Origin of the sequence: Vibrio sp. 1159 (genome assembly GCF_033340395.1) — a bacterium.
Lineage (GTDB): Bacteria > Pseudomonadota > Gammaproteobacteria > Enterobacterales > Vibrionaceae > Vibrio > Vibrio alginolyticus.
In genome coordinates this window covers 209,908-236,860 of sequence record NZ_JAWOWL010000004.1, presented here as the reverse complement: position 1 = coordinate 236,860, position 26,953 = coordinate 209,908, and the positions used below count along the sequence as shown (strand labels likewise).

Here is a 26,953-nt window from a genome sequence, read left to right as displayed (position 1 = left end):
AGTTCTTTTAGTTGTTGATTTCATAACACTCTCCAATTTTGGGGGTAGAAAGTGTCAACCTTATTTAGGACGGCACATTATAGATACAACAAGGGGCGTACTGAACGCCCCTTTTTTTTGTTTATTTGTTTCTTTGTTATCTTTATTTCTTCATCCCCGATTCTATCGAGAGACAAAATCGAACGTACTAGCGACGAGGAAGCCTCGGTCTAGGCTGAATATTTGGACGTGCTTTAGGTATCTGCACATTTGGACGAGCAACTGGACGCTGGATCTTCGTTTCCGGTAATGCTTTTCTTTGTTGAACCTTTTCTTTTACCGCTTTGTCTTGTAAAGTCGCTGGCTCAATACGTTCCGGACGATTCTCCCATTTGGTTTTAATCTCTTGCTTTTGCTCGTCAGGCAATGATTGCCAATGATCGTCGAGTTGGCGTTTCATGTTATCGATATTGGCGGACATATCATCGTCTTTCCAATCTTCGACTTTGTCTTTGATGGATTGCTGTTGGTCTTCATCTAAACCATTCCACCACTCTTCCAGTTTCTCTTTGTATTCATCGTCGTTATCGCAACAGCCCGGATAGTAATAAATCCAGTAGTCGTCATGATCGTACCACCACGGATCGTAATAACCCGATGAATAATAAACCATAGAGGAAGAGCCAGAATGATCGGAAGAGCTACAACCCGCCAGCACAGAGCCGCACAGCAAAACCAATATGCTTAGTGCTTTATTTTTCATTCGTTGCCCACCTTTCTCTCTATTGCTTGTTAAATTGTACGCTTACAATAGCTCTTTTGCTTTGTTAATAGAGTTAATGATTTGCACCCTATCTAAATTTGGATCATTAGAATCTAATAATATTACCCAGGCATCAATCGCTTCCTGAAATCGGAATGACAGAAAATGATCATTTGCGATCAAAGACAAAGCGGCTTCATTGTGCGGTTCTATCTGCAAAGCTTGCTCCAAAAGCAAGCTAACTTCTTGCGTCATTGATTGCTGGTGAATGTAGTACAAGGTAGTCGCCTTTGCAGCAAGTTGCGTGGCACTGACTGGCTCAGTCAGTTGGATCGCGTAATCAAAACAAATCAACGCACCGTCAAATTCACCCTCTAGCAGGTAGCCCTGCCCGAGTTGGAACCACAATTCAGCGTTGTTCGGATCTTCACGCAACTGGTCTTGAATCTCTTTCATGATGTCACGAGCAGTCATCATTCGTGACATTTCCGCGTGTATTGGTTTAGGCGGTGTTTGATGAAGCAATAAGAAACTGGCACTCGTCACGACAAGTACTAACAGGCAAAAGCCAAACCATTGAGCAGGTTTAGCTTTTGATGCACTCAGTGATAAGAGTACGATAAACAACCCCATCAGAGTGATGGCAGCGAAAAACCAAACAGACATAACACGTCCTGTAAACAAAGATAACGTCAGTGTACGCATTTCTTACTTTAAATGCGTTGATACAGATACAAAAAAAGCCGAGCAACTAAGGGCTCGGCTTTTCATATCAGGATAACGATGTAAGATTACTCTTCGTTACCTTCCTCTGCATCATCAGCAGCTGGAGCGTCTTGCTGCGTATTTTCATCTGTTGACTCTAACGCTTCTGCATCTTCATCAGCAGGCAGCTCTTCATCATCAACTTCTTCAATACGTTGCAAACCAACAACTGATTCATCTTCCGCAGTACGGATAAGCGTTACACCTTGTGTGTTACGACCAACTTGGCTAACTTCACCCACACGAGTGCGTACTAACGTGCCAGCGTCGGTGATCATCATCATTTCATCACCTTCAACAACCTGGATAGCACCAACTACCGGGCCATTTCGCTCAGAAACTTTGATAGAAACTACACCTTGAGTGCCACGACCTTTTGTCGGGTACTCGCTAAGTGCTGTACGTTTACCATAACCGTTTTCTGTAACCGTTAGGATATCGCCTTCGTGCGAAGGAACAATAAGTGATACAACTTGGTCATTTTCAGCCAGTTTCATACCACGAACACCAGAGGCGGTACGACCCATAGGACGAACACCTTTAAACTTGATCTCTGGCTGACCATTCTCATCAAGAACTGGTTTACCATTTTCATCAAGTACTGGAATCTCTTCTGCTTCTTTAAAGCGAACCACTTTACCCGCTTTAGAGAACAGCATGATTTCGTTTTCGCCGTTAGTGATATCCACACCGATTAACGAATCGTCTTCACGTAGGTTCACAGCGATTAGGCCGTTTGAACGTACGTTTGCAAACTGGTTCAACGGCGTTTTCTTAACCGTACCGTCACCTGTTGCCATGAAGATGAATTTGTCTTCAGAGAATTCATCAACACGTAGAATCGCGGTAATGCGCTCACCTTCTTCTAATGGAAGGATGTTCACAATTGGCTTACCACGCGCAGTACGGCTCGCTAGAGGCAATTGGTAAACTTTCAGGCGGTATGTCTTACCACGAGTAGAGAAACACAAGATGTTATCGTGGGTATTCGCCACTAGAAGACGCTCGATATGGTCTTCATCTTTCATCTTAGTCGCACTCTTACCTTTACCACCACGGCGCTGTGACTCGTAGTCGCTCAGTACTTGGTACTTAACGTAACCACCGTGAGATAGAGTAACCACAACGTCTTCACGTGCGATCAGCTCTTCCATGTCAATATCATGGCTCGCAGCTGTGATTTCTGTACGACGAGCGTCACCAAAGCCGTCACGAACCGCTTCAAGTTCTTCACGGATCACTTCCATCAAACGCTCAGTGCTCGCAAGGATATGCATGAGTTCAGCGATTTCTTCTAGAAGTGTTTTGTATTCGCCAAGAATCTTCTCGTGTTCTAGACCTGTTAGTTTATGTAAACGTAGATCTAGGATAGCTTGTGCTTGTTGCTCAGTCAGGAAGTACTGACCATCACGAATACCATATTCAGGCTCTAGCCATTCAGGGCGCGCAGCATCTGTACCAGCACGCTCTAGCATTGCTGAAACGTTGCCTAAATCCCAACCACGAGCGATAAGACCCGCTTTTGCTTCAGCCGGTGTAGGTGCCTTACGGATAAGCTCAATGATTTCATCAATGTTAGCAAGCGCTAGAGCTAAACCTTCAAGGATATGAGCACGTTCACGCGCTTTACGCAGTTCGAAGATAGTACGACGTGTCACAACTTCACGACGGTGATCAACGAAGCACTTCAGCATATCTTTTAGGTTGAATAGCTGTGGCTGGCCATTGTTTAGGGCCACCATGTTGATACCGAAAGTGGTTTGCAGCTGAGTCTGAGCGTAAAGGTTGTTTAGAACTACTTCGCCCACAGCATCGCGCTTACACTCAATAACAATGCGCATACCGTCTTTATCTGACTCGTCGCGCAGTGCACTGATGCCTTCTACTTTCTTATCTTTAACTAGCTCAGCGATCTTTTCGATCAAGCGAGCTTTGTTCACCTGGTAAGGAATTTCAGTGACGATAATGGTCTCTTTACCATTCTTCTCCACTTCGATGTCCGCTTTCGAACGCATGTAGATTTTGCCACGACCTGTTTTGTACGCGTCTACAATGCCTTTACGACCGCTGATAAGCGCCGCCGTTGGGAAATCAGGACCAGGAATGTAATCCATTAGTTCATCAATAGTGATTTCTTCATTATTGATGTATGCAAGACAGCCATCAATCACTTCGCCAAGGTTATGAGGCGGGATGTTGGTTGCCATACCTACTGCGATACCAGAAGCACCGTTAACCAATAGGTTTGGAATTTTAGTTGGAAGAACCGCTGGGATCTGCTCAGTACCGTCGTAGTTTGGTACGTAGTCTACGGTTTCTTTGTCTAGGTCAGCCAATAATTCATGGGCAATTTTTGCCATTCGAACTTCGGTGTAACGCATTGCCGCAGCAGAGTCGCCATCGATCGAGCCAAAGTTACCTTGACCATCGACCAGCATGTAACGAAGCGAGAACGGCTGAGCCATACGTACGATTGTGTCGTACACAGCACTATCACCATGTGGGTGGTATTTACCGATTACGTCGCCGACAACACGGGCTGATTTTTTATATGGTTTGTTCCAATCGTTGCCTAGTACGTTCATCGCGAATAAAACGCGGCGGTGTACTGGTTTTAGGCCATCACGCACATCTGGAAGAGCACGACCCACGATGACTGACATCGCATAGTCTAGGTATGAACCTCTAAGCTCATCTTCAATGTTTACGGGCGTGATCTCTTTAGCTAAATCGCTCATAGAGCCATTATCCCTCTATTATCTGATCGTAATTACGATACGTGTAAGGTGCAAAAATATAACACACAATTCATCACTTCGGCATCACTTTCCCTCTCCTTTTATCAGGTTGTGAGCTTGGTTATGAATCAAATGTCGAGAATTTGCACACTCATCCCATATCTTTCTGATTAGTGGTTATATTTCGGTCAATATTGAGCAAAATCGGACTCTTTACGCGGAAAAGCGAGGTAAATTCCTTTAACCACACAACGCGAAAATACAGGTTTTAGAGTTATTGTCACTGGCACCAGTTCAAGGATGAAGCAAAAACAATAGTTAGCGCTTTACAAATTACAGGCACCTGTCTCGATTGCCGCGCCAGTGAACTCTGTCATTGTCCCTTAACTAAGCACATCGAGGTTGTTTGGGTGTAAAACGTTGGAGTATACTGGCGCCCTCTAAAGGACTCAGATTGAATGCAATAAAACCAATTATGACTAAAGCACAAAACGTCGACCCAAGTGAAATTAAGAAATTCGAGGACATGGCTTCTCGATGGTGGGATTTAGAAGGCGAGTTTAAGCCGCTTCATCAAATTAACCCACTTCGTTTGAACTATGTACTTGAAAAAGCAAATGGCTTGTTTGGCAAGCGAGCACTTGATGTCGGCTGTGGTGGTGGCATTCTTGCTGAAAGCATGGCAAAAGAAGGCGCTATTGTGACGGGGCTTGATATGGGTAAAGAACCATTAGAAGTCGCGCGACTACATGCATTAGAAACAGGCACTCAACTGACCTACATTCAGAGCACAATAGAAGACCACGCTATAGAAAACGCAGGAACTTACGATGTCGTGACTTGTATGGAGATGCTTGAACACGTTCCAGATCCTCTCTCCGTTATCCGCTCTTGTGCTGCGCTAGTCAAACCCGGTGGTCACGTGTTTTTCTCAACTTTGAACCGAAACATTAAGTCGTACTTATTTGCTATTGTCGGTGCTGAGAAGCTTCTTAAGATTGTTCCTGAAGGCACTCATGAGCACGATAAGTTTATCAAGCCAGCCGAAATGATGAAGATGATAGACCAAACTGACCTGACGGAAATGGGCATTACTGGGCTTCATTACAACCCTCTAAATGACAGCTACAAACTCGGTCGTAATGTAGATGTAAACTACATCGTTCATACTAAAAAATACTGAACGCTATTAAGTTAAAAAATGAGTTTTGTGATTGACATTTTTTAAAGAAAATGAATCGGAAGCGGTAGCACAAAGTTGCCGCTTTTTTTGTCTTTTTATGGCTAAAATTCGTGCTCTAGATTCCATTTTGACCAAGCCATTTTTCGCAGATAAAAACGGCCAAAGATCAAGGAAAATATTTTTGCATGCGGTTATTTCTAAACCGATCTCGAAACCGTACTTTTAACCATTCAAGTCAGCCCTTTTCTCATCGGTTAGTGTTCACTTACTGATTTTTTTCATTTTGTCAGTTATCCACAAGTCATCCAAGATCTGTACCTTGATAAATCAGTGTAATAGCACTATCTTGTAACCCGCAAACAAATGAACCCCTATATGTTGTGTTTAAGCGACAATATATAGATAGACTTTGATCACAAAGCCGCCGCAAGCTTTACTCATATTGCACATAAACAAACAAAAATACGGCTTTTATCAGTTTTCTTAGGGAAATAAAGCAGAATGAACCAACAACTTACCGTCACCAAGCGTGATGGCCGTAAAGAAAGTATCGATCTGGATAAAATCCACCGCGTTATCACTTGGGCTGCAGAAGGTCTAGATAATGTTTCGGTTTCTCAAGTAGAACTTCGCGCTCACATCCAGTTTTACGACGGCATCACAACGACAGATATTCACGAGACAATCATCAAGTCTGCGGCAGACCTGATCTCTGAAGAGACTCCGGATTACCAATACCTAGCTGCTCGCCTAGCGGTATTCCATCTGCGTAAAAAAGCGTATGGCCAATACGAGCCACCAACGCTTTATGATCACGTGTCTCGCCTCGTCGATATGGGTAAGTACGATCAACATATTCTAGAAGACTACACAAAAGCAGAACTCGACGAACTTGATGCGTACCTCGACCATAAACGCGACCTAAACTTCTCATACGCGGCAGTTAAGCAGCTAGAGGGTAAGTACTTCGTACAGAACCGTGTTACGGGCCAAATTTACGAAAGTGCTCAGTTCTTATACATCCTTGTAGCAGCGTGCTTATTTGCGAAATATCCAAAAGCGACACGTCTTGATTACATCAAACGTTTCTACGATGCGACATCGACATTTAAGATTTCTCTACCTACGCCAATTATGTCTGGCGTGCGTACCCCTACTCGCCAGTTCAGCTCATGTGTTCTGATCGAGTGTGGAGACAGTCTTGATTCTATTAACGCAACAGCAAGCTCAATTGTTCGTTATGTATCTCAGCGCGCTGGTATTGGTATCAACGCAGGTCGTATCCGTGCATTAGGCTCAGAGATTCGCGGTGGTGAAGCATTCCACACTGGTTGTATTCCGTTCTACAAGTACTTCCAAACAGCAGTAAAATGTTGTTCACAAGGTGGTGTACGTGGTGGCGCAGCTACTGTTTTCTACCCAATGTGGCACGGTGAAGCACGCTCACTAATGGTACTTAAGAACAACCGTGGTGTTGAAGAAAACCGTGTTCGTCACATGGACTACGGTGTTCAGTTAAACAAACTGATGTACCAACGTTTAGTTGAAGGCGGCAATATTACGCTATTCTCACCATCTGATGTACCTGGTCTGTACGACGCATTCTTCGAAAACCAAGAAGAGTTTGAGCGTCTATACGTGAAGTACGAGAACGATCCTTCAATCAAGAAAGAAACGGTTAAAGCGATTGAAATGTTCACTCTGCTAATGCAAGAGCGTGCATCAACGGGTCGTATCTACATCCAGAACGTGGACCACTGTAATACTCACAGCCCATTTGATTCTGAAGTTGCTCCAGTTCGTCAGTCGAACCTATGTTTAGAAATCGCACTACCAACGAAACCATTAACTAACGTTGAAGATGACTCAGGCGAGATCGCACTGTGTACGCTTTCTGCATTCAACTTAGGTGCTATCAAGTCTCTAGATGATTTCGAAGAGCTATCCGATCTTGTTGTTCGTGCGTTAGATGCACTGCTTGATTACCAAGATTACCCTCTACCAGCGGCATACAAATCGACTATGAACCGTCGTACGCTAGGTGTTGGTGTGATTAACTTTGCTTACTACTTAGCGAAGAATGGCGTGAAATACTCTGACGGTAGCGCGAACGGCCTAACTCACCGTACGTTCGAAGCAATGCAGTACTACCTATTGAAAGCATCTGTAGCACTGGCGAAAGAGCAAGGTAAGTGTCCTTCATTCGACGAGACGAACTACGCGAAAGGCTTACTGCCGATTGATACGTATAAGAAAGATATCGATCTAATTTGTGACGAAGCGCTGCACTACGACTGGGACAGCCTACGTAAAGAAATTATGGAGCACGGCCTACGTAACTCAACACTGACTGCACTAATGCCTTCTGAGACTTCTTCTCAGATTTCAAACGCAACTAACGGTATTGAGCCACCACGTGGTTACGTTTCAGTAAAAGCTTCGAAAGACGGTATCCTGAAGCAAGTTGTACCAGAGTTCACAGAACTTAAAGACAGCTATGAACTGCTTTGGAATATCGGTTCGAACGACGGTTATCTACACCTTGTGGGTATTATGCAGAAGTTTGTTGACCAAGCTATCTCTGCTAATACTAACTACGACCCGTCACGTTACGAGACTGGCAAGGTTCCAATGAAGAAACTACTTCAAGACCTGCTAACAGCGTATAAGTTTGGTGTGAAAACGCTTTACTACCACAACACTCGTGATGGCGCGAAAGATGAACAGAAAGACGCTGTTCAACCACAAGATGACGATTGTGCTGGCGGCGGTTGTAAGATTTAATCTTCCCGTACCTAGCGAACCCGTAAAGACAGACTATCGATAACCTCCCCCTTACGGGGAGGTTTAAAAGGAATTGAGGCATTATGGCTTACAGTACTTTTAACCAAAAAAAGAATGACCAATTGAAGGAACCAATGTTCCTAGGTCAATCAGTAAACGTTGCACGTTACGACCAACAAAAGTTTGAGATTTTCGAAAAACTTATCGAGAAACAACTTTCTTTCTTCTGGCGTCCAGAAGAAGTAGACGTATCTAGCGACCGTATCGATTACAACAAACTGCCAGATCACGAGAAGCACATCTTCATCTCTAACTTGAAGTACCAAACGCTTCTTGACTCTATCCAAGGCCGCAGCCCTAACGTGGCACTGCTGCCGCTTGTGTCTCTGCCAGAACTAGAGACTTGGATTGAGACTTGGTCTTTCTCTGAAACGATTCACTCTCGTTCTTACACACACATTATTCGTAACATCGTGAACGACCCTGCTGTAGTGTTTGATGATATCGTTGAGAACGAGCACATTCTGAAGCGTGCAAAAGACATCGCGCACTACTACGACGATTTGATTCAAGCGACGAATGATTACCATCGCTACGGTGAAGGTGAGCATGTCCTTAACGGTGAAACGGTTAAGGTTAGTCTGTACGATCTTAAGAAGAAGCTGTACATCTGTCTGATGTCTGTTAACGCATTAGAAGCTATTCGTTTTTACGTAAGTTTCGCATGCTCTTTCGCTTTCGCAGAACGCGAACTAATGGAAGGTAACGCGAAAATCATCAAGCTGATCGCTCGTGACGAAGCACTTCACTTAAACGGCACGCAGCACATGATCAACCTGCTACGTAACGGTCAAGATGACTTCACTTTCATGCAAATCGCAGAAGAGGCAAAACAGGACTGTTTTGACCTATTCAAAGAAGCGGCTGAGCAAGAAAAAGAGTGGGCAGAGTATCTATTCAAAGATGGCTCTATGATCGGTCTAAACAAAGACATCCTAAGCCAATACGTTGAATACATCACAAATATTCGTATGCAAGCGGTAGGTCTACCAGCAGCGTATCCAGAAGCAACAACTAACCCAATTCCATGGATTAACGCTTGGTTGTCTTCAGATAACGTTCAAGTTGCGCCTCAAGAAGCAGAAATCTCTTCTTACCTTGTGGGTCAAATTGACAATGAAGTTCGCGCAGATGACTTCGAAGGATTCGAGCTGTAATGGCAACACTCAAAATCAACAAACTGATCAGCATTGAATCCAACCCTTCCAATACGATTTTGGAAACAATGGAGCAAGCTGGCCTATTACCAGAATACAACTGCCGTGATGGGCACTGCGGCGCCTGTCGCTGCAAATTGGAGTCTGGTGAAGTGGAGTATGTTGGTTTTGCCATGGCTTACACACAAAGTGATGAAATATTACCTTGTATCTGTAAAGCAAAATCAGATTTGTCACTTAGCGGCGTTAACTACGCGATGAAAGAAAAGCAGCGCGCATAACGTTGACTCGACGGTATAAAATGCAAAAGCCAAGGTAATCACCTTGGCTTTTTTGTCTCTGTGTTTTGTCTCTCAGACTACTGTATAGAGCTTTGGTTATAAAGCACTGCTCGGGAGGTGCATCTCTTTAACTTTCTCTAAAAATGCATAATGCGCAAACATCGGTTTACGTTCTAGGTGGCGACGCAACAAGTCTAGTGCTGCCGTGCTGATCACTTTAACTTGATCATTGCGCTGATACTTTTTCGAGAGTTTATATAACGCTCCCCACTCGCCTGACGGTGTCGATAAAGCGACGGAAAAAACGCCCTCTTCAATATGGCCAGTAACGAGTGATAAATCCGTCCCACACTTCTCTCGCGTAGCGCCAGCCAGAGCAAACGTCTCTGCTAATGGATCTCCGCTGTTGGCCATCGCTTGAGTCAGGCTCGGTAGTATCCAACCATGCCCTAGTTGCTTTTCAGCGTTTTCATCGCCGTTTAGCCAGTACGTTAAGTATCCTCCGCTACTTTTTTCGGAGGTCGACACCGTTAGTCCTTTATCGACCAACAACTGGCCGACATTTTCAACCATAGGTAAGTCAATACTAACGGTATTACTCTCAAGGTGTTTATTAATTATCTGTACTAGTTTCAAACGCTGTTCAATCTGATCTGAAGGACCAAAAAGTTTCACTTCAATAAAAGGCAAGTAAGAGCGATACCCTAGCTCATAGCCTTGAGGAAGTTTTAGCTGATCTAGCTTATCTGAAATACCGGATTCAGATAGACCAAACGTGTAGATTCGACTACAACATGAGCCTTGAACATCTGGAAACACTCTTCTCAGATCGGGAAGAATTTGCGTCTCTGCCATGAGCTTAAATTCACTTGGTACCCCCGGTGTGAAATAAAAAATGGCATCATTAATCAGCACTTTGAAACCGCAAGCAGTGCCTATCGGGTTGTCCAATATCTCTGCTGTTTCTGGCAGCATCGCTTGCTTTAAATTACTGTCCGGCATAGGGATGCCACGTCGAGCATACAAACTTTCTAGATGCTGCAACCACTCTTTGAATAGCACCAGTTTACAATCGGCGGCTCTCGCGGCGGCGGCAGCACTCATGTCATCCGTTGTAGGGCCTAAACCACCATTAACAATAACCACATCGTTGTTAAAACTGAGCATTAAAAACTCTTCAACCAAACTCGATAGGCTATCGCCAACCGTTGAGCGCTTTGTTAAGCCAAATCCATGTTGATAAAACAGGCTAGACAACCATGCCGCATTAGTATCAACAATATCACCGTGGAGGACTTCCTCACCAGTACTAAGCATTGCTATTTTCACAACTGACTCCTGAACGTAAGCACAATCCTATTTTCGTTATAGCGCTTATTTTTCTTTTTATTTGGACAAATCTCGCCGAGGTTTGTTGGGACTAAATAAGGGTCAAGTGTTTAAATGATTGATGTTTTGAGGGATAATTACGAGCCCGAACATACACCATTAACTCGGAGACCTTTGTGTCAAAATCATCCATGTTCAAGACGACTCTAACAGGCCTTTGCTTGGCTTCGTCAGCGCTTGCGCACGCAAGTCACTATGACCTAAGCCGTCATACAGAGTTTTCTTACACACCTGATTGCTTGTCAGGTTACTGCGAAACGACGACTCTGTACACCTTCGAGGCTCAAAATCGCGGTGTTATGTATGAACAGAATAATGATGATTCACTAAACCTTGACGCAGGGCTTCAGCCTAAACATCTCATCATCCCTCAAGATAAAGACTGGGATTACCTGATGGGTCAAACCTACACCATTCTAGGTCTCAGTATCGCGACCGTAGGCATGATGACTTTTCTTCCAGAAAGTATCACCAAATGGGACGAAGAAGACCGAGACATGAGTAAGTTGGGGCAAAAGTGGAAAGATAATGTCTCTGACGGCCCCGTTTGGGATCGCGATGAACATGTCCTCAACTACATCATGCACCCATATTTTGGCGGCGTTTACTACACGGCAGCACGTCACGCTGGCTATAATGAATTTCAGTCGTTTTTGTACTCCGCAACTATGTCGACGTTCTTTTGGGAGTATGGCGTGGAGGCGTTCGCAGAAGTACCATCTTGGCAGGATATTTTTATCACACCATTCTTTGGTGCTGTTGTTGGTGAAATGATGTTAACGGCTGAGCAAGACATTATTGCAAACGGCGGCGAAGTTATGGGCTCTGAAACCGCAGGTGATGTTTCGCTCTTCTTCTTAAACCCTGTTGGACATGTTCATTATTGGGTAACTGATGCATGGGGCGGTAGTGCAGAACTACAATTCAATTCATCACCTTGGTTTGGAAACCAAGATGTTGCAAAATTCGCCATGGACGCAGGCGCAAACTATGACAGTCAATTTTATGGTGTCGAGTTAAAAGTAACCTTCTAATCCTAAGTTGATACTCGGTAAAAAGCAGCCTTACGATGGCTGCTTTTTTTGTGCTCTGAACATTGTTTTAATTATTTGCATCACGAATTAGTGTTAAAAATTGACTTTCATCAAACCTTACCCGCCCTTAGCACCTACACTAAATAAAAGGATTTATTCCAATAACTTAAGTAGCACGTTTATTCGTACTGCGTCCAAACCTTGATTCCAGGAGGGGACATTATGAACACCGTATTTATTGTTAATTTTGTCGGACAAGCGTCACCCGCCACGATTAAAGAGCTCGCTGCAATCACACACGAAAACGGCGGGAAATGGCTGATCAGCAAAGTAAACTTTATCGAAGACCAAGTTGCAGGTGTCATCAAAGTAGAGCTTCCAAGAGAAAATGTCGACATCGTTAAACAAGCGTTCTCTTCTTGTCAGACTCTTGTTGTTAGGTTCGTCGACTCTGAGCCTCACTCATATCGTGAAGACACTATCTTCCAACTTCGTTTAGATGCCAACGATAGAGCGGGTATTGTGAATGAAATTACTCACGTTCTCGATAATCAAGGTATCTCAATTTTAGATATGGATTGTCAGCGTGTATTCATTGCTGGAGGCGGAGGGGTAAGCTCTAGCTTATTCAGCGCTAAAATGGCGATAAAACTACCTAGCGAGCTAGAAATTGAAGACATAGCCAATGAGTTAGAATCTCTGAGTGAAGACACTCGTGTAATTGTAGAAAGCTAACTGCATACCTTTAACGCTTCCCCAATAAAAAGAGCAGCAATTCAGCTGCTCTTTGTCGTTCTAATACTCAATACGTTTTATTTCACTGACCACTGAGACAGTGAACGTTTGAAATCAGAGTAGTCAAATTCATTCAGTTTTTGAATGTCACCATTCGAGCGTTCACAGTAGACCGACGGCATACGTAGACCGTTAAACCAGTTCAGTTTCACCATGGTGTAACCGGCACTATCTAGAATATGCAGACGCTGTCCTATCTCTAGAGGCTGTTCGAAGTTCGCCACGCAGAACTGGTCACCAGCCAAACAAGAGCACGAGCCGATCACATACTCATGTTCACCATTTTCAGATGCTTCAAGAATTGACGCTGGCTCATTGTAGATCAACGTATCTAAGCGGTGAGCTTCTGTGGCTGAATCGACAATCGCCGTCTTCTTTACGTTCTCTACAATATCAACCACTGTTACAACGAGATCAGTTGTCTTAGTAATTATCGCTTCACCCGGCTCTAAATACATTTGTACGCCGTGTTTCTCTGAGAACGCTTTAAGTGCTAACCCTAACTTCTCGATATCGTACCCCGGCCATGTGAAGAACACGCCGCCGCCCATGCTTACCCAGTCCAGCTTATCTAGGTACTCGCCAAACTGATCTGAAATAGCATCGAGTAAGCCGATAAACGCATCCACGTCTTTGTTCTCACAGTTCATGTGGAACATTACGCCATCAATACCATCAAAAATTTCCGGTTTGATGTGATCAGCCTGAACACCAAGACGAGAGAATTGACGCGCTGGGTTTGCTAAGTCTTGCCCTGCATAGCTCACACCTGGGTTTAGGCGCAAGCCAATCGATGCTTTGCCTTCGACAATATGACGATAAGCCGCTAGCTGTGACTGAGAGTTAAAGATCATCTTGTCACAGATGTCCGCCACATCGCGAACGTCATCTTCGCTGTAACCCACACTGTATGCGTGTGTCTCACCACCGAACGTTTCGTAGCCAAGCTTCACTTCAAACGGTCCAGAACTTGTTGTTCCGTCTAGGTAAGGCTTGATGATGTCGAATACACCCCATGTTGAGAAGCACTTCAGTGCTAATACAAGCTTCACACCAGAGATGTCTTTTAGCTGTTTTGCTTTCTCTAGGTTCTCAATCAGCTTGTCTTCATTGATCATGAAGTATGGCGTTTTTAGTTCGTTTTGTTGCATTTTGATACCTTACGTCCCTTCGCCTTAGCAAAGGCACTATAAAATCGAACAAAGCCGACGCAAGTGCATCGGCTTAAACGTACAAATAAGAGTCGCTAAATTCTTACTTCAATTTATGGATAACAGGTTGTCCTGGCTCCAGTTCTTGAACATGCCAATCTAGACCAATAGATGGCATGGTTTCTAGGAATGGGTCTGGATCTAGTTGTTCCATGTTGAACACGCCTTTGTCTGCCCACTTGCCACGGAAGAACTGCAAAGCCGCAGTGATCGCTGGTACGCCAGTGGTGTATGAGATAGCTTGGTGTTCAACATCTTCGTATGCGACTTCGTGATCAGCGTTGTTGTAAATAAATACACTGCGCTCTTTACCATCTTTCTTACCTTGAACCCAAGTACCGATACACGTTAGGCCAGTGTAGCCTGGTGCGAGTGATGTTGGATCTGGTAGTAGTGCTTTTAGCACGTGCAAAGGTTGAACAACCGTACCGTCGTGAAGCGTTAGTGGATCTGGGCTGAGTAGACCGATGTCGCGCATCACATTGAAGTAGTTTAGGTAACGGTCACCAAAGCCCATCCAGAATTCGATGCGTTTCGCCGGGATGAACTCTTGCATAGATCGAACTTCGTCGTGCGCCATTGAGTACACTTTGTGTGAACCACAATTCGGGAATTCAAACTCAAGCATACGTGAGTGACAAGGTACTTGTTTCCACTCGCCGTTTTCCCAGTAGAACGAATCGCCTTGAATCTCAAGCATGTTCGTTTCTGGATCAAAGTTAGTTGCGAACTTCTTACCGTGGTCGCCTGCGTTTACATCCATTACGTCGATAGTATCGATTTCATCGAACAGATGCTTCACTGCGTATGCGGCAAACACCGATACTACGCCCGGATCGAAACCAGCACCAAGAATACCTGTAATGCCGGCTTCTTCAAACTTCTCACGGTAACCCCACTGCCAATCGTAAGCTTGAGGTACTTGTTGGCCTTCAGAGCACAAATCAACCGCAACAGATGTATCAAGGTATGACACTTTAGCTTGGTAACATGCTTCCATAATAGACATGTTCACCCAAGGAGGACCTGCGTTGATCACTAAGTCAGGTTGTACTTCTTTAATTAAAGCAACTAAAGAATCTACGTCGTCCGCGTTTACCGCTCGCGCTTCTAATTTCTTAGTTGAATCTTTCAGATTGTTTTTCTTCTGAATCGATTCGATGATTTTCTCACACTTACCTACGGTACGTGATGCGATTGTGATATCACCCAGAACGTCGTTGTTTTGTGCTGCTTTATGTGCAACTACCCAACCAACGCCGCCTGCACCAATCTGTAGAATTGCCATAGTTTTCCGTTACCTTTGTTAAACTAGCTCTGCCGCTAGCGTATTGATTTTTGAGAGCAAAGATTCAAAGTCCGCCGTCGTCAGACACGGGTTCAAAATCGTAAATTTCAATGCAGTTTTATCGTCGACAATGGTTTCACCCAATACCGCGATACCGCGTGTTAACGCTTCTAAGCGCAACGTTTTGTTCAGTTCATCCAGATCCGCTGATTCATGTGTCGCGCGGAACAGAACCGTAGATAGTGATGGTTCAGCCAACAACTCAAAGTGTTTGTTATCTCGAATCATGTCCGCCACTTCAAGCGTCTGTTCAAGCAAATGATCATACATATCGCCTAGGGCTTTTGGCCCTACGCTTTGCATCGTCATAAACACTTTGAGCGCATCAAAGCGCTTAGTTGTCGCAATAGACTTATCCACCAAGTTCGGTAGTTCGTCGTGTTCGCGGTTCAAATAGTCTGCATGGTGAAGCAGGAATTTAAAGTTAGACTTGTCATTTACCAATAGCGCACCACAACTGATGGTTTGGTAAAACAGCTTATGGAAGTCTACGCTGATGGAATGTGCACGCTCACAACCTTTCAGACGCGCTTTTTGGCTACTTAGAATCAGAGCTCCACCGTATGCACCGTCGACATGCATCCACATGTCATGTTTCGCTGCCATATCGGCGATAAAGTCTAAGTCATCAATAGCACCGTGGTCCGTTGTGCCCGCTGTGCCAACAATGGCAAATGGGATCAAACCTTCTGCTTTGGCCTGATTGAGAACTTCGTCTAATTTAGTGACATCCATCGTTCCATCGGCATTAGCATCGACAGTCATGACCGCTTTTTCACCCAACCCCATCCAAGACGCTGATTTTTGAACCGTGAAGTGGGATTTTTTCGAACATACAATACGTAGCTTGTCTGCGTATTCAGGAAGGCCAAGCTTTTGAATTGAGTGTGCACTGAGTTTGTCAGCAATCCAGTCACGCGCTAACATCAAGCCCATTTGGTTACTTTGCGTGCCGCCGCTCGTGAAGATACCGTCCGCTTTTTCACCTAACTCATATTTATCACATAGCCAGTTCACAACTTTCTGTTCAACATAAGTCGCTGATGAAGCTTGATCCCATGAGTCCATAGACTGGTTCAAAGCCGCAATCATTGCCTCTGCCGCAATCGCTGGCATCAAAGGTGGAGTATGCAGGTGAGCAATACAATCTGGATGTTGAGTAAAAATTGCGTTTTTCGCGACCAGCTCAGCAGCATCGTCGATAACGGTTTTAAGAGGCGCATTTCCATTATCAAGATCAACGTCGTGAATCGCTGCTTCCAATGCTTTTGAATCCATACCTGAATACGGTGCAGTCACTTTTTCAAACACTGACTTCATTGCCGTAGTAGTGTGATTCATCACCGAAGCAAATTCATTGCTGCCCATCTCTCCAGTGTGGATGAAATGCTTCTTCCATTCATCTTGTGGCTGAGTTTCGATGTGACTACCGCCAGCGGCTAAAATCGCGTCTTCAAATACACGTAAAGCAAAGTCGATTTGCTCAAACGAGATGATAAGAGGAGGAAGGAAACGAATTACTGCGCCTTCGCGTCCACCTTTCTCAACGATCAAGCCACGCTCGAGTGCTGCGCGTTGAATAGAAAGTGTGAGTTCACTATCCGCTTGAGGTTCACCAAATTTATTGAGCTCACCGTTTGGAGTTTTAATCTCCACGCCTAGCATCAAACCTTTGCCACGAACCTCTGCGATACAGTTCACACGCTTTTGAATACTTTCAAGGCCGTAGCGCAAGTACTGACCCGCAATATTGGCATGCTCAACAAGATTATCACGCTGGATAATTTCTAATGCTTTCGCACCAGAGACCATGGCTAGCTGGTTACCACGAAATGTACCTGTGTGCTCACCCGGCTTCCATGTATCATGTTGCTTGTTGATAACCAATAGCGACATTGGTAAACCACCACCAATTGCTTTTGATAAACACAGAATATCTGGAACAATGCCCGACTCTTCGAACGCGAAATTGTAGCCAGTTTTACCAACACCACACTGGATCTCATCGAAGATCAGTAAGATACCGTGTTCATCACAAATACGACGTAACTCTCGTAGCCAGAATGCTGGCGCAGGAACAACACCACCCTCACCTTGCACTGGCTCCACGATAATCGCGGCAGGCTTCATAATGCCTGACTCATCATCGTTTAAAAGACGATCGATATAACGAATACTTGCTTTCGCACCTTCATCACCGCCAAGCCCAAAAGGACAACGCAGGTTGTATGGGAAAGGCATAAAGTGCACATCCGACATCAAACCAGTTCGACGAGCTTTCGTGCCTAAGTTACCCATCATCCCCATCGTACCATTAGTCATACCATGGTATGCGCCACGGAAGGCAAACATAGTGTTGCGACCGGTAGTCTGTTTCGCGAGCTTGATAGCAGCTTCAACCGCATCAGCTCCAGACGGGCCACAAAATTGGATAACGCTGTTCTCGCTTAACTCTTGAGGAAGAAAAGACTTAACAGATTGAATAAACGTCGTTTTTACTGATGTTGCAATATCTAGCGTCTGATATGGCAGTCCTGAATCTAATTGCTCTTTCAGAGCTTGGTTTATTTCAGGATGGTTATACCCCAAAGCTAGAGTGCCTGCCCCAGCAAGGCAGTCTAGAAAGATCTGTCCACGCGTATCTTCAACCAAGCACCCAAAGGCTTGTTTAATTGCGATCGGCAAACGACGTGGATAAGAACGTACTTCAGATTCATGCTCAGCCTGATCAATCAATACTTGATCTGGCGTTAAGTCATACGTTCCCTCAACGATAGGAACCTGAGACGAAAAAATGTTTGCGATATTGCTATCGACTTCAAAGGCAGTGCTCATACTACATAATCCCTTGAATTATAATAATTCTGTATCCTGTATTAATAATCATTAGAATGAAATTACAGGAGGTGTGAATACCCCTCCGCATTTGTCAGTGCATAAATGACAAATACAGATCATCCGCCACGATACTCGCGACTTCATATGTAAAAGGGATTAATCAAGGTTCTGTAATGCACCCGTTTTGTAAAACAGGACATTTCGGCAGTATGAAGCTGATTAGTGTGTGTTTATTCAAAGGTTTCAATGTTGGGTTTCCCATTAATATGCCGCGTTTACAGCATTAGTATCCCGTCTATCGACAAAAGGCTTTGCCGATACCTACCCTACGCAGTGTCACAATCAGCTTGAATGGTCACTACGCGTATCCCCCAGAGATCAAACGTTGTTAATTACGCTCCGAGATTGCGCGCGAATTTATCACAAAATAAAATCTTCTGGCAACGATTTTTCATATTAGTAACAGTGATGTAAATCACAACAAAACATACCCCATCGTAACTCGCATGTTCATATTCATGAGCTATGCTTTTCTCCTTCTCTCAAACAGCTGTTATTTAAACAAATATTCTTGAGATATCATCACCTCATCCAACAGAGGTTTAAGGTTGTGCTACTTAATCGTAAAACATTCCTTTCTATATCCGGAACATTTAAAAAGATAGCATTCTCGTCACAGCTTTGCCTGGAGCAAGAGTGGTTATTCTCCACAAGTGATGGTTTAAACATAGACTAGTAGGAATGGCTAAGATGCTTTGCAATGGCAGAATGAACAATCACTTGAGTCAATGAGACAAAGGGTTCGTTACTTAACGAAGTCTGTGACAGAAAAGAAGTTTGAGATTTTCAAAAAATACGAAAAAGGCCTAACATTTTCATGTTAGGCCTTAAATCTGGAGCGACACACGAGGTTCGAACTCGTGACCTCAACCTTGGCAAGGTTGCGCTCTACCAACTGAGCTAGTGTCGCATTTAATATGAGATGGTGCCCCGGGCCGGACTTGAACCGGCACAACGCGAACGTCGAGGGATTTTAAATCCCTTGTGTCTACCAATTCCACCACCAGGGCACACAAATATTCTTTGTGATGCCTTTACAGAAAAGTAAAACACCATCTGATACCGCTAATGCCATATCAATAAAACTTGGAGCGACACACGAGGTTCGAACTCGTGACCTCAACCTTGGCAAGGTTGCGCTCTACCAACTGAGCTAGTGTCGCATTTATTCTCGAAAGCCATTCGCTCTCAAAAGAATAATGGAGGCGCCTCCCGGAGTCGAACCGAGGTCCACGGATTTGCAATCCGCTGCATAGCCACTCTGCCAAGGCGCCTCATTTGTGAATAAAGCTAAGCTTTCTCACAACCCTTTTGAGCCGTGCTCTCTTGGGTACGGGATGCATTCTACGGATTCGAGCGATCGAGTCAACACTATTTTTATTTTTTTAAATCGTTTGACTAGAATTTGTGCGAAAGACGATGAATTGCTTAGTTTTAATACTAAAAATCGCTTAAATACACTTGTTTATCATAAAACTTTGGCTACGCCTTACACTGCTGGCCGTGCGTTGCGTGCATTGAAGTATTAATAATCAGAAGACTCGCCTCTCTAAGACTCTCCAAGGACAAAAACAAGACTTAGATCACAAATAGAACTCTATCGAAGCAAAAGCCCCAGATACAAATTGCAAACATGGCCGTTAGCAAGCATTGAAAAGCGAGAGAAGCCAAAAAATGCTGTAGATTGTCTTAGATACAAAAAAGCAGGCTATTAAGCCTGCTTTCTAACATCAGAATTTAATGGTGCTCTTCATTCAACAGATCGTCTTTCGCAGCAGCCAAATATTGAATCATTGACCAATATGTCAAGAAAGTTGCCACATACAAGGCCGCAAAGCCTAGCCAAACCATCCATTCATCGTAACGCCATATCAACACCCATAAGGCGAACATTTGCGAAACAGTTTTTACTTTGCCAACCCAAGATACCGCAACACTCGCTCGCTTACCGATTTCAGCCATCCATTCTCGCAATGCTGAGATAATGATTTCTCGCGCAATCATCGTTACCGCAGGAATGGTCACCCAAATTGAATGATAATGTTCCGTGATTAGAATCAATGCCGTTGCCACTAGCACTTTATCAGCGACAGGATCAATAAACGCGCCAAAACGAGAAGTTTGGCCAAGTTTACGGGCCAACATGCCGTCAAGCCAGTCAGTAAAACCCGCTACCCAAAACACCATTGCTGCTGCAAACGGTGCCCATGAATAAGGTAGATAAAAGACAACCACAAAAACAGGGATTAGGAACAGTCTAAGAAGAGACAGAATGTTCGGGATATTCAAACGCATTTTATTATTCTCTTACACATTGCGGCTTAATGTTGCGCGATTTTCCTTATTGTTTCAATGCTTGGAAAATAATTTCTGCTAAAGAGTGACTTATTCCCGGTACTTTGGCGATTTCTTCGACACTTGCACGTTTAAGTTCTTGTAACCCACCCATGTACTTGAGTAACGCCTGACGTCGTTTAGGGCCGATTCCCTCAATCCCTTCGAGTGCACTCGTACGTCTGGTTTTACCTCGCTTAGCACGGTGCCCCGCTATAGCATGGTTATGGCTTTCATCACGAATATGTTGAATAAGATGCAGCGCAGGAGCATCGCTTGGTAAATGAAACTCGTCCCCATCGACTGTAATCAGCGTTTCTAAACCTGGTTTGCGAGTAACGCCTTTTGCAATACCAATCATGATGGGACGCTTTGGCCAATCCCCCCAATATTGCGAAATGATGTCATGCGCACGATTTAACTGACCTTTACCGCCATCGATAAAGATGATGTCGGGAATTTTCTCTACGTCCAATTGCTTCGAATAACGGCGCTCCAACGCTTGTCCCATTGCTGCGTAATCATCACCACCGGTAATCCCAGTAATGTTGTAGCGACGATACTCTTGCTTTACGGGGCCTTCGTTGTTGAACACCACACATGACGCAATCGTGCTTTCCCCCATCGTATGGGAGATATCAAAACATTCCATTCGAGCTATAGACTCCAACTTCAATGTTTCGCGAAGCGCATGAAAACGCTGATTAATCGTCATCTTGTGATTGATTTTGGTGGTAATCGCCGTTAGTGCATTAGTGTTCGAAAGCTTGAGATACCTTGCTCGAGAGCCAGTTGGCGACGTATGAAAATGAACCTTACGGCCTGCCACTTCACTTAACGCTTTCTGTATTGGCGCAATATCTTCTGCCAACTCTTGATTCAAAATAATACGAGAAGGAATTGTACGTGCTTCGTTATGGCTCAAATAGTATTGAGTCAGAAAACTATCGAACACTTCCTGCTGGCTTGTATTTTGTGGGATTTTCGGAAAATGGCTACGGCTACCAAGCACTTTGCCTTGGCGTATCATCAGGATATGGATACACGCGATACCATTCTCCTGAGCAAACCCGAGTACATCCATATCATCCATGCTGTCTTCTGAGACGTACTGCTGCTCTTGAACACGCCTAATCGCTTGGATTTGATCGCGAAATTTAGCGGCATCTTCAAAGCGCAATTGCTGACTGGCAACTTCCATTTTCTCAATCAACTGTTTGAGTACTTGCTGATCTTTGCCTTGCAAAAACATGCGCACAAAGCCAACCAACTCTGCATATTCTTCATCAGAAATGATGGTATTAACGCATGGTCCTGCACAACGACCAATTTGGTACATCAAACATGGGCGCGTTCGGTTGGAATAGACAGTGTCTTCACACTGGCGCACAGGAAATATCTTTTGCAGCAAATGCAATGTTTCTCTTACTGCACCAGAATCTGGGTAGGGGCCAAAATATTCACCTTTGCGCTTCTTGGCGCCACGGTGGATAGAAAGCCGTGGGTGCTTATGACCGCTAATAAAGATATAAGGGTAAGACTTATCATCTCGCAGCAACACATTGTATTTCGGTAAATACTGCTTGATGTAGTTATGCTCTAGGATCAGCGCTTCTGTCTCAGTGTGAGTCACCGTGACGTCTATTTTGGCGATATTACTGACAAGCGCGCGAGTTTTCTCACTGTCTACTTTTTTCCGAAAGTAGCTTGAAAGGCGCTTTTTAAGGTCTTTGGCTTTACCTACGTAGATTACAACAGCTTCGGCGTTGTACATTCTGTAAACGCCGGGCTGATGAGTTACTGTCTTGAGAAAGGAAGCCGAATCGAAAGGAGGATTCACGCTAAAGGGTCTCGGTGTCCAGCATTCCGTGGCGAATCGCTAAGTGAGTTAACTCAACGTCACCATTAATGTCCAATTTACTAAAGAGTCGGTAGCGATAGCTATTGACTGTCTTTGGACTTAAATTAAGTTGCTCAGAAATATCCGTTACCTTTTGGCCTTTGGTGATCATAAGCATGATCTGCAATTCACGTTCGGATAAGTCTTTAAAAGGGTTCTCAGAGGCTGGAGAAAATTGACTCAATGCCATCTGCTGCGCAATCTCTGGCGAGATGTAACGCTGTCCACTATTAACTACACGAATCGCATTCACCATTTCGTCAGGGCCAGCACCTTTGGTTAAATAACCAGACGCACCTGCCTGCATCACCTTGGTTGGAAACGGGTTTTCTGTATGAACGGTAAGTACGATGATTTTCACATCAGGATTCACGCGAAGAATTTTTTTAGTGGCTTCCAAGCCACCAATTCCTGGCATGTTCATGTCCATTAAAACGACGTCAGCATGATTACTGCGACACCATTTTACTGCATCTTCACCGCTGTCAGCTTCTCCTGCTACGTTCATTCCACGGACGTCTTCAATAATACGTCGTATCCCTGTGCGAACCAGCTCGTGATCATCTACAAGGAAAACATTTATCAAACTTGTATCTCCACACTTTGTATTGGTTCTGCACCCACATAACCATTATTTGTTAAATGTGGATATCAGTATGACTGCCTATATACTAACGTAATCGACAAAAAATTGCTTTCTATGAATATGTGCTGAAACGCAAACTTTAGCAAGAACTTATTCATAAACCACTCTATTATTTTAGAGCGTGATGAGCAGAACCGAAATCTAAGAAAAGACAATTAACAACATTAAGTACAATAAATCAAGTAACTAGGTTTCATATTGCCCAGAGAAACACGCAATAACTTAAAATGACACTGTCCCTCTTGCACCAAAGACTAACTTGTAATCACTAATTCCAGCAAAAATTTGAGACGCTTTCTTTACTGGTTATTTTCACAGTTCTTAGTGTTAAACTAACGTTCTTCAAGTTTTCTAAGGTTTCTCACATTTGAATATTCAACAAGGCTTCCTGCTAACTCGACAGGCACGAGACATCAAAGGTCAAACTAAAATCGAGCTGTGGCTTTCGACAGAAGCAGGTCCTACTCAGTTACTTATTAATGGTGAGAAGCCAGTATTTTTCATCGCTCAGAAACACTCAGAGCAAGCAAAGACACTCGCACGAGAAAAAAACATATTCGTCGACATCCGCCTTTTGGATCTCAAAACGTTTGAACATACGCCTCTTGCTGCCTGCTATACCAATGTAACCAGAGACGCTCTCGCACTCAAAGACACATTCGCTCAAAAAGATATCACTACGTATGAAAGTGATATTCGCCTCGCCGATCGCTACCTAATGGAGCGTTTTATCAAAGGCAGTATCGAGTTTACAGGCAATGTGACTCGCACCAATGGCTACCAACGCGTCCAGAGCGCAAAATGCCGTGCGGGGCAATATGAGCCGAAGTTAAACGTTGTCTCGTTAGATCTAGAATGCTCTGAGAAAGGCATTCTTTACTCAATCGGATTAGACAGCGTCATGGATTCCCGCGTTATCATGATCGGAGAACCAGAACCTTCGGAGACACCGATACAATGGGTTAAGGATGAAAAAGCGCTTCTAGAAGCACTCATCGATTGGTTTAAACAATTCGACCCCGATGTCATTGTCGGTTGGAACGTCATTGATTTTGACTTTCGTCTGCTACACAAACGAGCAGAATGGCACAACATGAAGCTAATGCTTGGTAGAGCAGACCAAGCCAGCTTTTTCAGAAGTTCATCTCAAAGCCAACAAGGGTTTATTTCCATTCCAGGGCGAGTTGTAATGGACGGTATCGATACGTTAAAAACGGCGACTTATCACTTTCGGTCTTGGTCATTAGAGTCTGTATCTCAAGAACTCTTAGGGGAAGGGAAAGAAATCCACAACGTTCATGACCGCATGGATGAGATCAATCGTATGTACCGCTCCGACAAACCATCGCTGGCTAAATATAACTTACAAGACTGCGTGTTGGTGAATAAGATTTTCAATCACACTCACCTGCTTGACTTTGCAATAGAGCGCTCTCGTCTCACTGGTGTCGAACTAGATCGTGTCGGCGGTTCGGTTGCAGCATTCACAAACCTATACATGCCTCAGATACACCGAGCAGGCTACGTTGCCCCAAACCTACACCCTGAAAATTGGATTGCGAGCCCCGGCGGTTACGTGATGGACTCCATCCCTAACCTATATGATTCTGTTTTAGTATTGGATTTTAAGAGTCTATATCCATCGATTATTCGCTCGTTCTTGATTGATCCTATGGGGTTAGTTGAGGGGTTATTGCTCGATATTGGAAAAGAAGAAAATCAGGCTGTACCTGGCTTTCGCGGTGGGCAGTTCCATCGTACGAAACACTTTTTACCAGAAATGATTGAAAAGCTTTGGGCAGCACGTGATGTTGCAAAGAAGAACAATGAAAAAGCTTTTTCTCAGGCAATCAAAATCATCATGAACTCCTTTTATGGCGTACTGGGCTCATCGGGATGTCGTTTCTTTGATACTCGGTTAGCTTCTAGTATTACCATGCGCGGACATGAAATCATGAAGCAAACTAAGGTGCTGATTGAGGAGCAAGGATATCAAGTGATTTACGGCGATACGGATTCCACATTCGTGTCGTTGAATCGACCATACAGTCAAGTAGAAGCTGACGCTGTTGGAAATCAAATAGTTGATTACATCAACTCTTGGTGGCAAGAACACCTGCGTTCTGAGTACAACCTAACATCTATGTTGGAAATCGAGTATGAAACCCATTATCGCAGATTCCTTATGCCAACGATTCGTGGCGCAGAAACTGGCTCGAAAAAGCGCTATGCGGGTTTAATCGGTGAAGGAGAGCAAGAACGGATTGTATTTAAAGGGTTAGAAAGTGCCCGTACTGACTGGACCTCGTTAGCACAGAAATTTCAAAATACACTCTATAGCATGATTTTCCATGGTGAAGATCCAAGCGACTATGTCCGAGAGATGGTTGAGAAAACTAACAACGGTGAATTTGATGAACAGTTGGTGTATCAAAAGCGACTGCGCAGAAAACTGCATGAGTATCAGAAAAACGTCCCGCCACAAGTGCGTGCAGCTCGTTTAGCGGATGAGATAAATGCCAAGCTTGGCCGCCCATTACAGTATCAAAACAAAGGACGAATTGAATACATTATTACCGTGAACGGCCCTGAACCTTATGAGTACCTCAATAGCCCGATTGATTATCAACATTACATTGATAAACAACTCAAACCCGTTGCAGATGCGATTCTCCCTTTCATTGGGACGGACTTTGACAGGCTTTCAGCGCCACAAATGGGGTTGTTTTAGCCGATACGAAACTCTGTTTTCTGGTACTGTTTGACTAACCAATCACCAAACGCATCAATTAGCCCGATAACAGAACGCTTGGGAATCCCCCGGCCAGAAAGTAAAATTTCTAGCCGCTCGATCTCAAGCTGCTTTTCAGGATGATAAGTTAAGAATACCTTGCCACACTCTACGGGGTCATCAAACCAACGTTTATCTCGATACATCACCAAAGAGTATGACGCTCTTAGTAACTTTTTAGCAATCACGCGCTGGGCGGCCACCTGCTCTTCTATCGTCTTCGCTTGTACGATTTTTTTGCGATACACCGTAATCCAATCTTCCACATCCATATTCCAGTGCTTAGCAATTTCCCAACTTGGGACGTAATCACCGAAGCAGTCTGCTAGATCATCACCATAAACACAGACACAGCAATGCTTAAGCATAAAGCCCCAAGTAAAAATACTATCTAAATTAGCCACTTCGCTCACTAAGGCTGTACGGACCGATACACCATTAACTTGAGAGTAACTCTGCTGCGCACGCCACTTAATTGTGTTGAGCAAAGTCGCGCGATTGTGCTCAAAGGATGATTGAGTAACGACAACCAGGTCTAAGTTCGACTTCCCAACGATCGCTGTTTTACGAGCAACACTACCGTATACATAAACGCTGTGTAAGTTTTGCCCCAATCCACCTTTGAGACAAGCGGTGACTTCCCTAATTAAAGGCGCAAACTCTGGTTGAAATGGTTGTTTAGGATCGATAACAGGCAGAGACATGACTTAAAACGTGTTCTCAGATGGTTCAAGAAGTTGGGCTATATGTTCTCTTAGCCGACTCACCGAATCAAGTCCATTCAGGTGTTTAGTCATGGGAGTAACAACAAATTTCTGCAATGAATTTTAATGCTAGGCGGCTAACTTAGCGCTATAATCACCGAGTTTTGCTTAATAAGTATGAATAGGAATATAC

At 44.1% G+C, this 26,953-nt stretch carries 18 protein-coding genes and 4 tRNA genes; 7 read left to right on the top strand and 15 right to left on the bottom strand.

All coding sequences use genetic code 11. The features are described from left to right. Positions 1-187: 187 nt before the first annotated feature. The 3 genes from R7127_RS05905 to gyrA all read right to left on the bottom strand — a co-directional run bounded on the left by R7127_RS05905 (position 188) and on the right by gyrA (position 4,245). On the bottom strand, positions 188-742 hold the full coding sequence (locus R7127_RS05905) for a hypothetical protein (RefSeq protein WP_047103266.1): 555 nt from the start codon (positions 740-742) through the stop codon (positions 188-190). A 42-nt stretch (positions 743-784) separates the two neighbouring features. Beyond that, complete coding sequence (locus R7127_RS05900; protein WP_025767276.1) at positions 785-1,408, bottom strand: tetratricopeptide repeat protein; 624 nt, start codon at positions 1,406-1,408, stop codon at positions 785-787. 125 nt (positions 1,409-1,533) lie between these two features. Then, positions 1,534-4,245, bottom strand: coding sequence for a DNA topoisomerase (ATP-hydrolyzing) subunit A (gene gyrA, locus R7127_RS05895; RefSeq protein ID WP_017636128.1), 2,712 nt, complete (start codon positions 4,243-4,245; stop codon positions 1,534-1,536). Between the two features lie 475 nt (positions 4,246-4,720). Here gyrA and ubiG point away from each other — a divergent pair, with 475 nt between their 5' ends. From ubiG to yfaE, 4 genes are all read left to right on the top strand, one after another. After that, positions 4,721-5,428, top strand: a complete 708-nt coding sequence (gene ubiG, locus R7127_RS05890) for a bifunctional 2-polyprenyl-6-hydroxyphenol methylase/3-demethylubiquinol 3-O-methyltransferase UbiG (protein ID WP_005376820.1) — start codon at positions 4,721-4,723, stop codon at positions 5,426-5,428. 501 nt (positions 5,429-5,929) lie between these two features. Further along, a complete protein-coding gene (nrdA, locus tag R7127_RS05885) occupies positions 5,930-8,212 on the top strand; it encodes a class 1a ribonucleoside-diphosphate reductase subunit alpha (RefSeq protein WP_005376819.1) in 2,283 nt (760 codons plus the stop codon). Between the two features lie 83 nt (positions 8,213-8,295). Continuing rightward, complete coding sequence (nrdB, locus tag R7127_RS05880) at positions 8,296-9,429, top strand: class Ia ribonucleoside-diphosphate reductase subunit beta (RefSeq protein WP_005376818.1); 1,134 nt, start codon at positions 8,296-8,298, stop codon at positions 9,427-9,429. After that, the gene (gene yfaE / locus R7127_RS05875) at positions 9,429-9,710 is read left to right on the top strand and encodes a class I ribonucleotide reductase maintenance protein YfaE (protein WP_005376817.1); all 282 of its coding nucleotides are present in this window, start codon (positions 9,429-9,431) and stop codon (positions 9,708-9,710) included. Before nrdB ends, yfaE begins: the two co-directional genes overlap by 1 nt. Before the next feature lie 96 nt (positions 9,711-9,806). Here the strand turns inward: yfaE and R7127_RS05870 are convergent, their stop codons facing one another. Beyond that, positions 9,807-11,039, bottom strand: coding sequence for a CinA family nicotinamide mononucleotide deamidase-related protein (locus tag R7127_RS05870; RefSeq protein ID WP_138940449.1), 1,233 nt, complete (start codon positions 11,037-11,039; stop codon positions 9,807-9,809). 191 nt (positions 11,040-11,230) lie between these two features. Here R7127_RS05870 and R7127_RS05865 point away from each other — a divergent pair, with 191 nt between their 5' ends. Together R7127_RS05865 and R7127_RS05860 are read left to right on the top strand one after the other, a co-directional pair. Beyond that, positions 11,231-12,133: a DUF3943 domain-containing protein gene (locus R7127_RS05865; protein WP_025767274.1), complete on the top strand. Its 903-nt coding sequence runs from the start codon at positions 11,231-11,233 to the stop codon at positions 12,131-12,133. A 222-nt stretch (positions 12,134-12,355) separates the two neighbouring features. Beyond that, positions 12,356-12,868 (top strand): glycine cleavage system protein R, encoded by a 513-nt coding sequence (locus R7127_RS05860; protein ID WP_017636131.1) that lies wholly within the window; start codon positions 12,356-12,358, stop codon positions 12,866-12,868. 77 nt (positions 12,869-12,945) lie between these two features. Here R7127_RS05860 and nspC read toward each other — a convergent pair whose 3' ends face one another. From nspC to uvrY, 10 genes are all read right to left on the bottom strand, one after another. Then, entirely contained in the window at positions 12,946-14,079 is a 1,134-nt protein-coding gene (gene nspC / locus R7127_RS05855) for a carboxynorspermidine decarboxylase (RefSeq protein ID WP_025767273.1), read from the bottom strand. A gap of 103 nt (positions 14,080-14,182) precedes the next feature. After that, positions 14,183-15,427, bottom strand: a complete 1,245-nt coding sequence (locus R7127_RS05850; protein WP_012841628.1) for a carboxynorspermidine synthase — start codon at positions 15,425-15,427, stop codon at positions 14,183-14,185. Between the two features lie 18 nt (positions 15,428-15,445). Beyond that, entirely contained in the window at positions 15,446-18,322 is a 2,877-nt protein-coding gene (locus tag R7127_RS05845; RefSeq protein ID WP_318148304.1) for a pyridoxal phosphate-dependent class III aminotransferase, read from the bottom strand. A gap of 897 nt (positions 18,323-19,219) precedes the next feature. Further along, positions 19,220-19,295, bottom strand: a tRNA-Gly gene (locus R7127_RS05840). A 13-nt stretch (positions 19,296-19,308) separates the two neighbouring features. Continuing rightward, positions 19,309-19,395, bottom strand: a tRNA-Leu gene (locus R7127_RS05835). 77 nt (positions 19,396-19,472) lie between these two features. Then, positions 19,473-19,548 (bottom strand) — tRNA-Gly (locus tag R7127_RS05830). Between the two features lie 37 nt (positions 19,549-19,585). Next, positions 19,586-19,659, bottom strand: a tRNA-Cys gene (locus R7127_RS05825). Positions 19,660-20,122: 463 nt separating this feature from the next. After that, a complete protein-coding gene (gene pgsA, locus R7127_RS05820) occupies positions 20,123-20,680 on the bottom strand; it encodes a CDP-diacylglycerol--glycerol-3-phosphate 3-phosphatidyltransferase (RefSeq protein WP_005394805.1) in 558 nt (185 codons plus the stop codon). A 46-nt stretch (positions 20,681-20,726) separates the two neighbouring features. Then, a complete protein-coding gene (gene uvrC, locus R7127_RS05815) occupies positions 20,727-22,559 on the bottom strand; it encodes an excinuclease ABC subunit UvrC (RefSeq protein ID WP_080773718.1) in 1,833 nt (610 codons plus the stop codon). Position 22,560: 1 nt separating this feature from the next. Then, positions 22,561-23,205 (bottom strand): UvrY/SirA/GacA family response regulator transcription factor, encoded by a 645-nt coding sequence (uvrY, locus tag R7127_RS05810; RefSeq protein ID WP_005386783.1) that lies wholly within the window; start codon positions 23,203-23,205, stop codon positions 22,561-22,563. Between the two features lie 427 nt (positions 23,206-23,632). Here uvrY and R7127_RS05805 point away from each other — a divergent pair, with 427 nt between their 5' ends. Further along, a complete protein-coding gene (locus R7127_RS05805) occupies positions 23,633-25,996 on the top strand; it encodes a DNA polymerase II (protein ID WP_033905667.1) in 2,364 nt (787 codons plus the stop codon). Here the strand turns inward: R7127_RS05805 and R7127_RS05800 are convergent. Next, entirely contained in the window at positions 25,993-26,760 is a 768-nt protein-coding gene (locus tag R7127_RS05800; protein ID WP_033905668.1) for a nucleotidyltransferase, read from the bottom strand. The two genes, R7127_RS05805 and R7127_RS05800, sit on opposite strands and share 4 nt — an antisense overlap. Positions 26,761-26,953 lie beyond the last annotated feature (193 nt).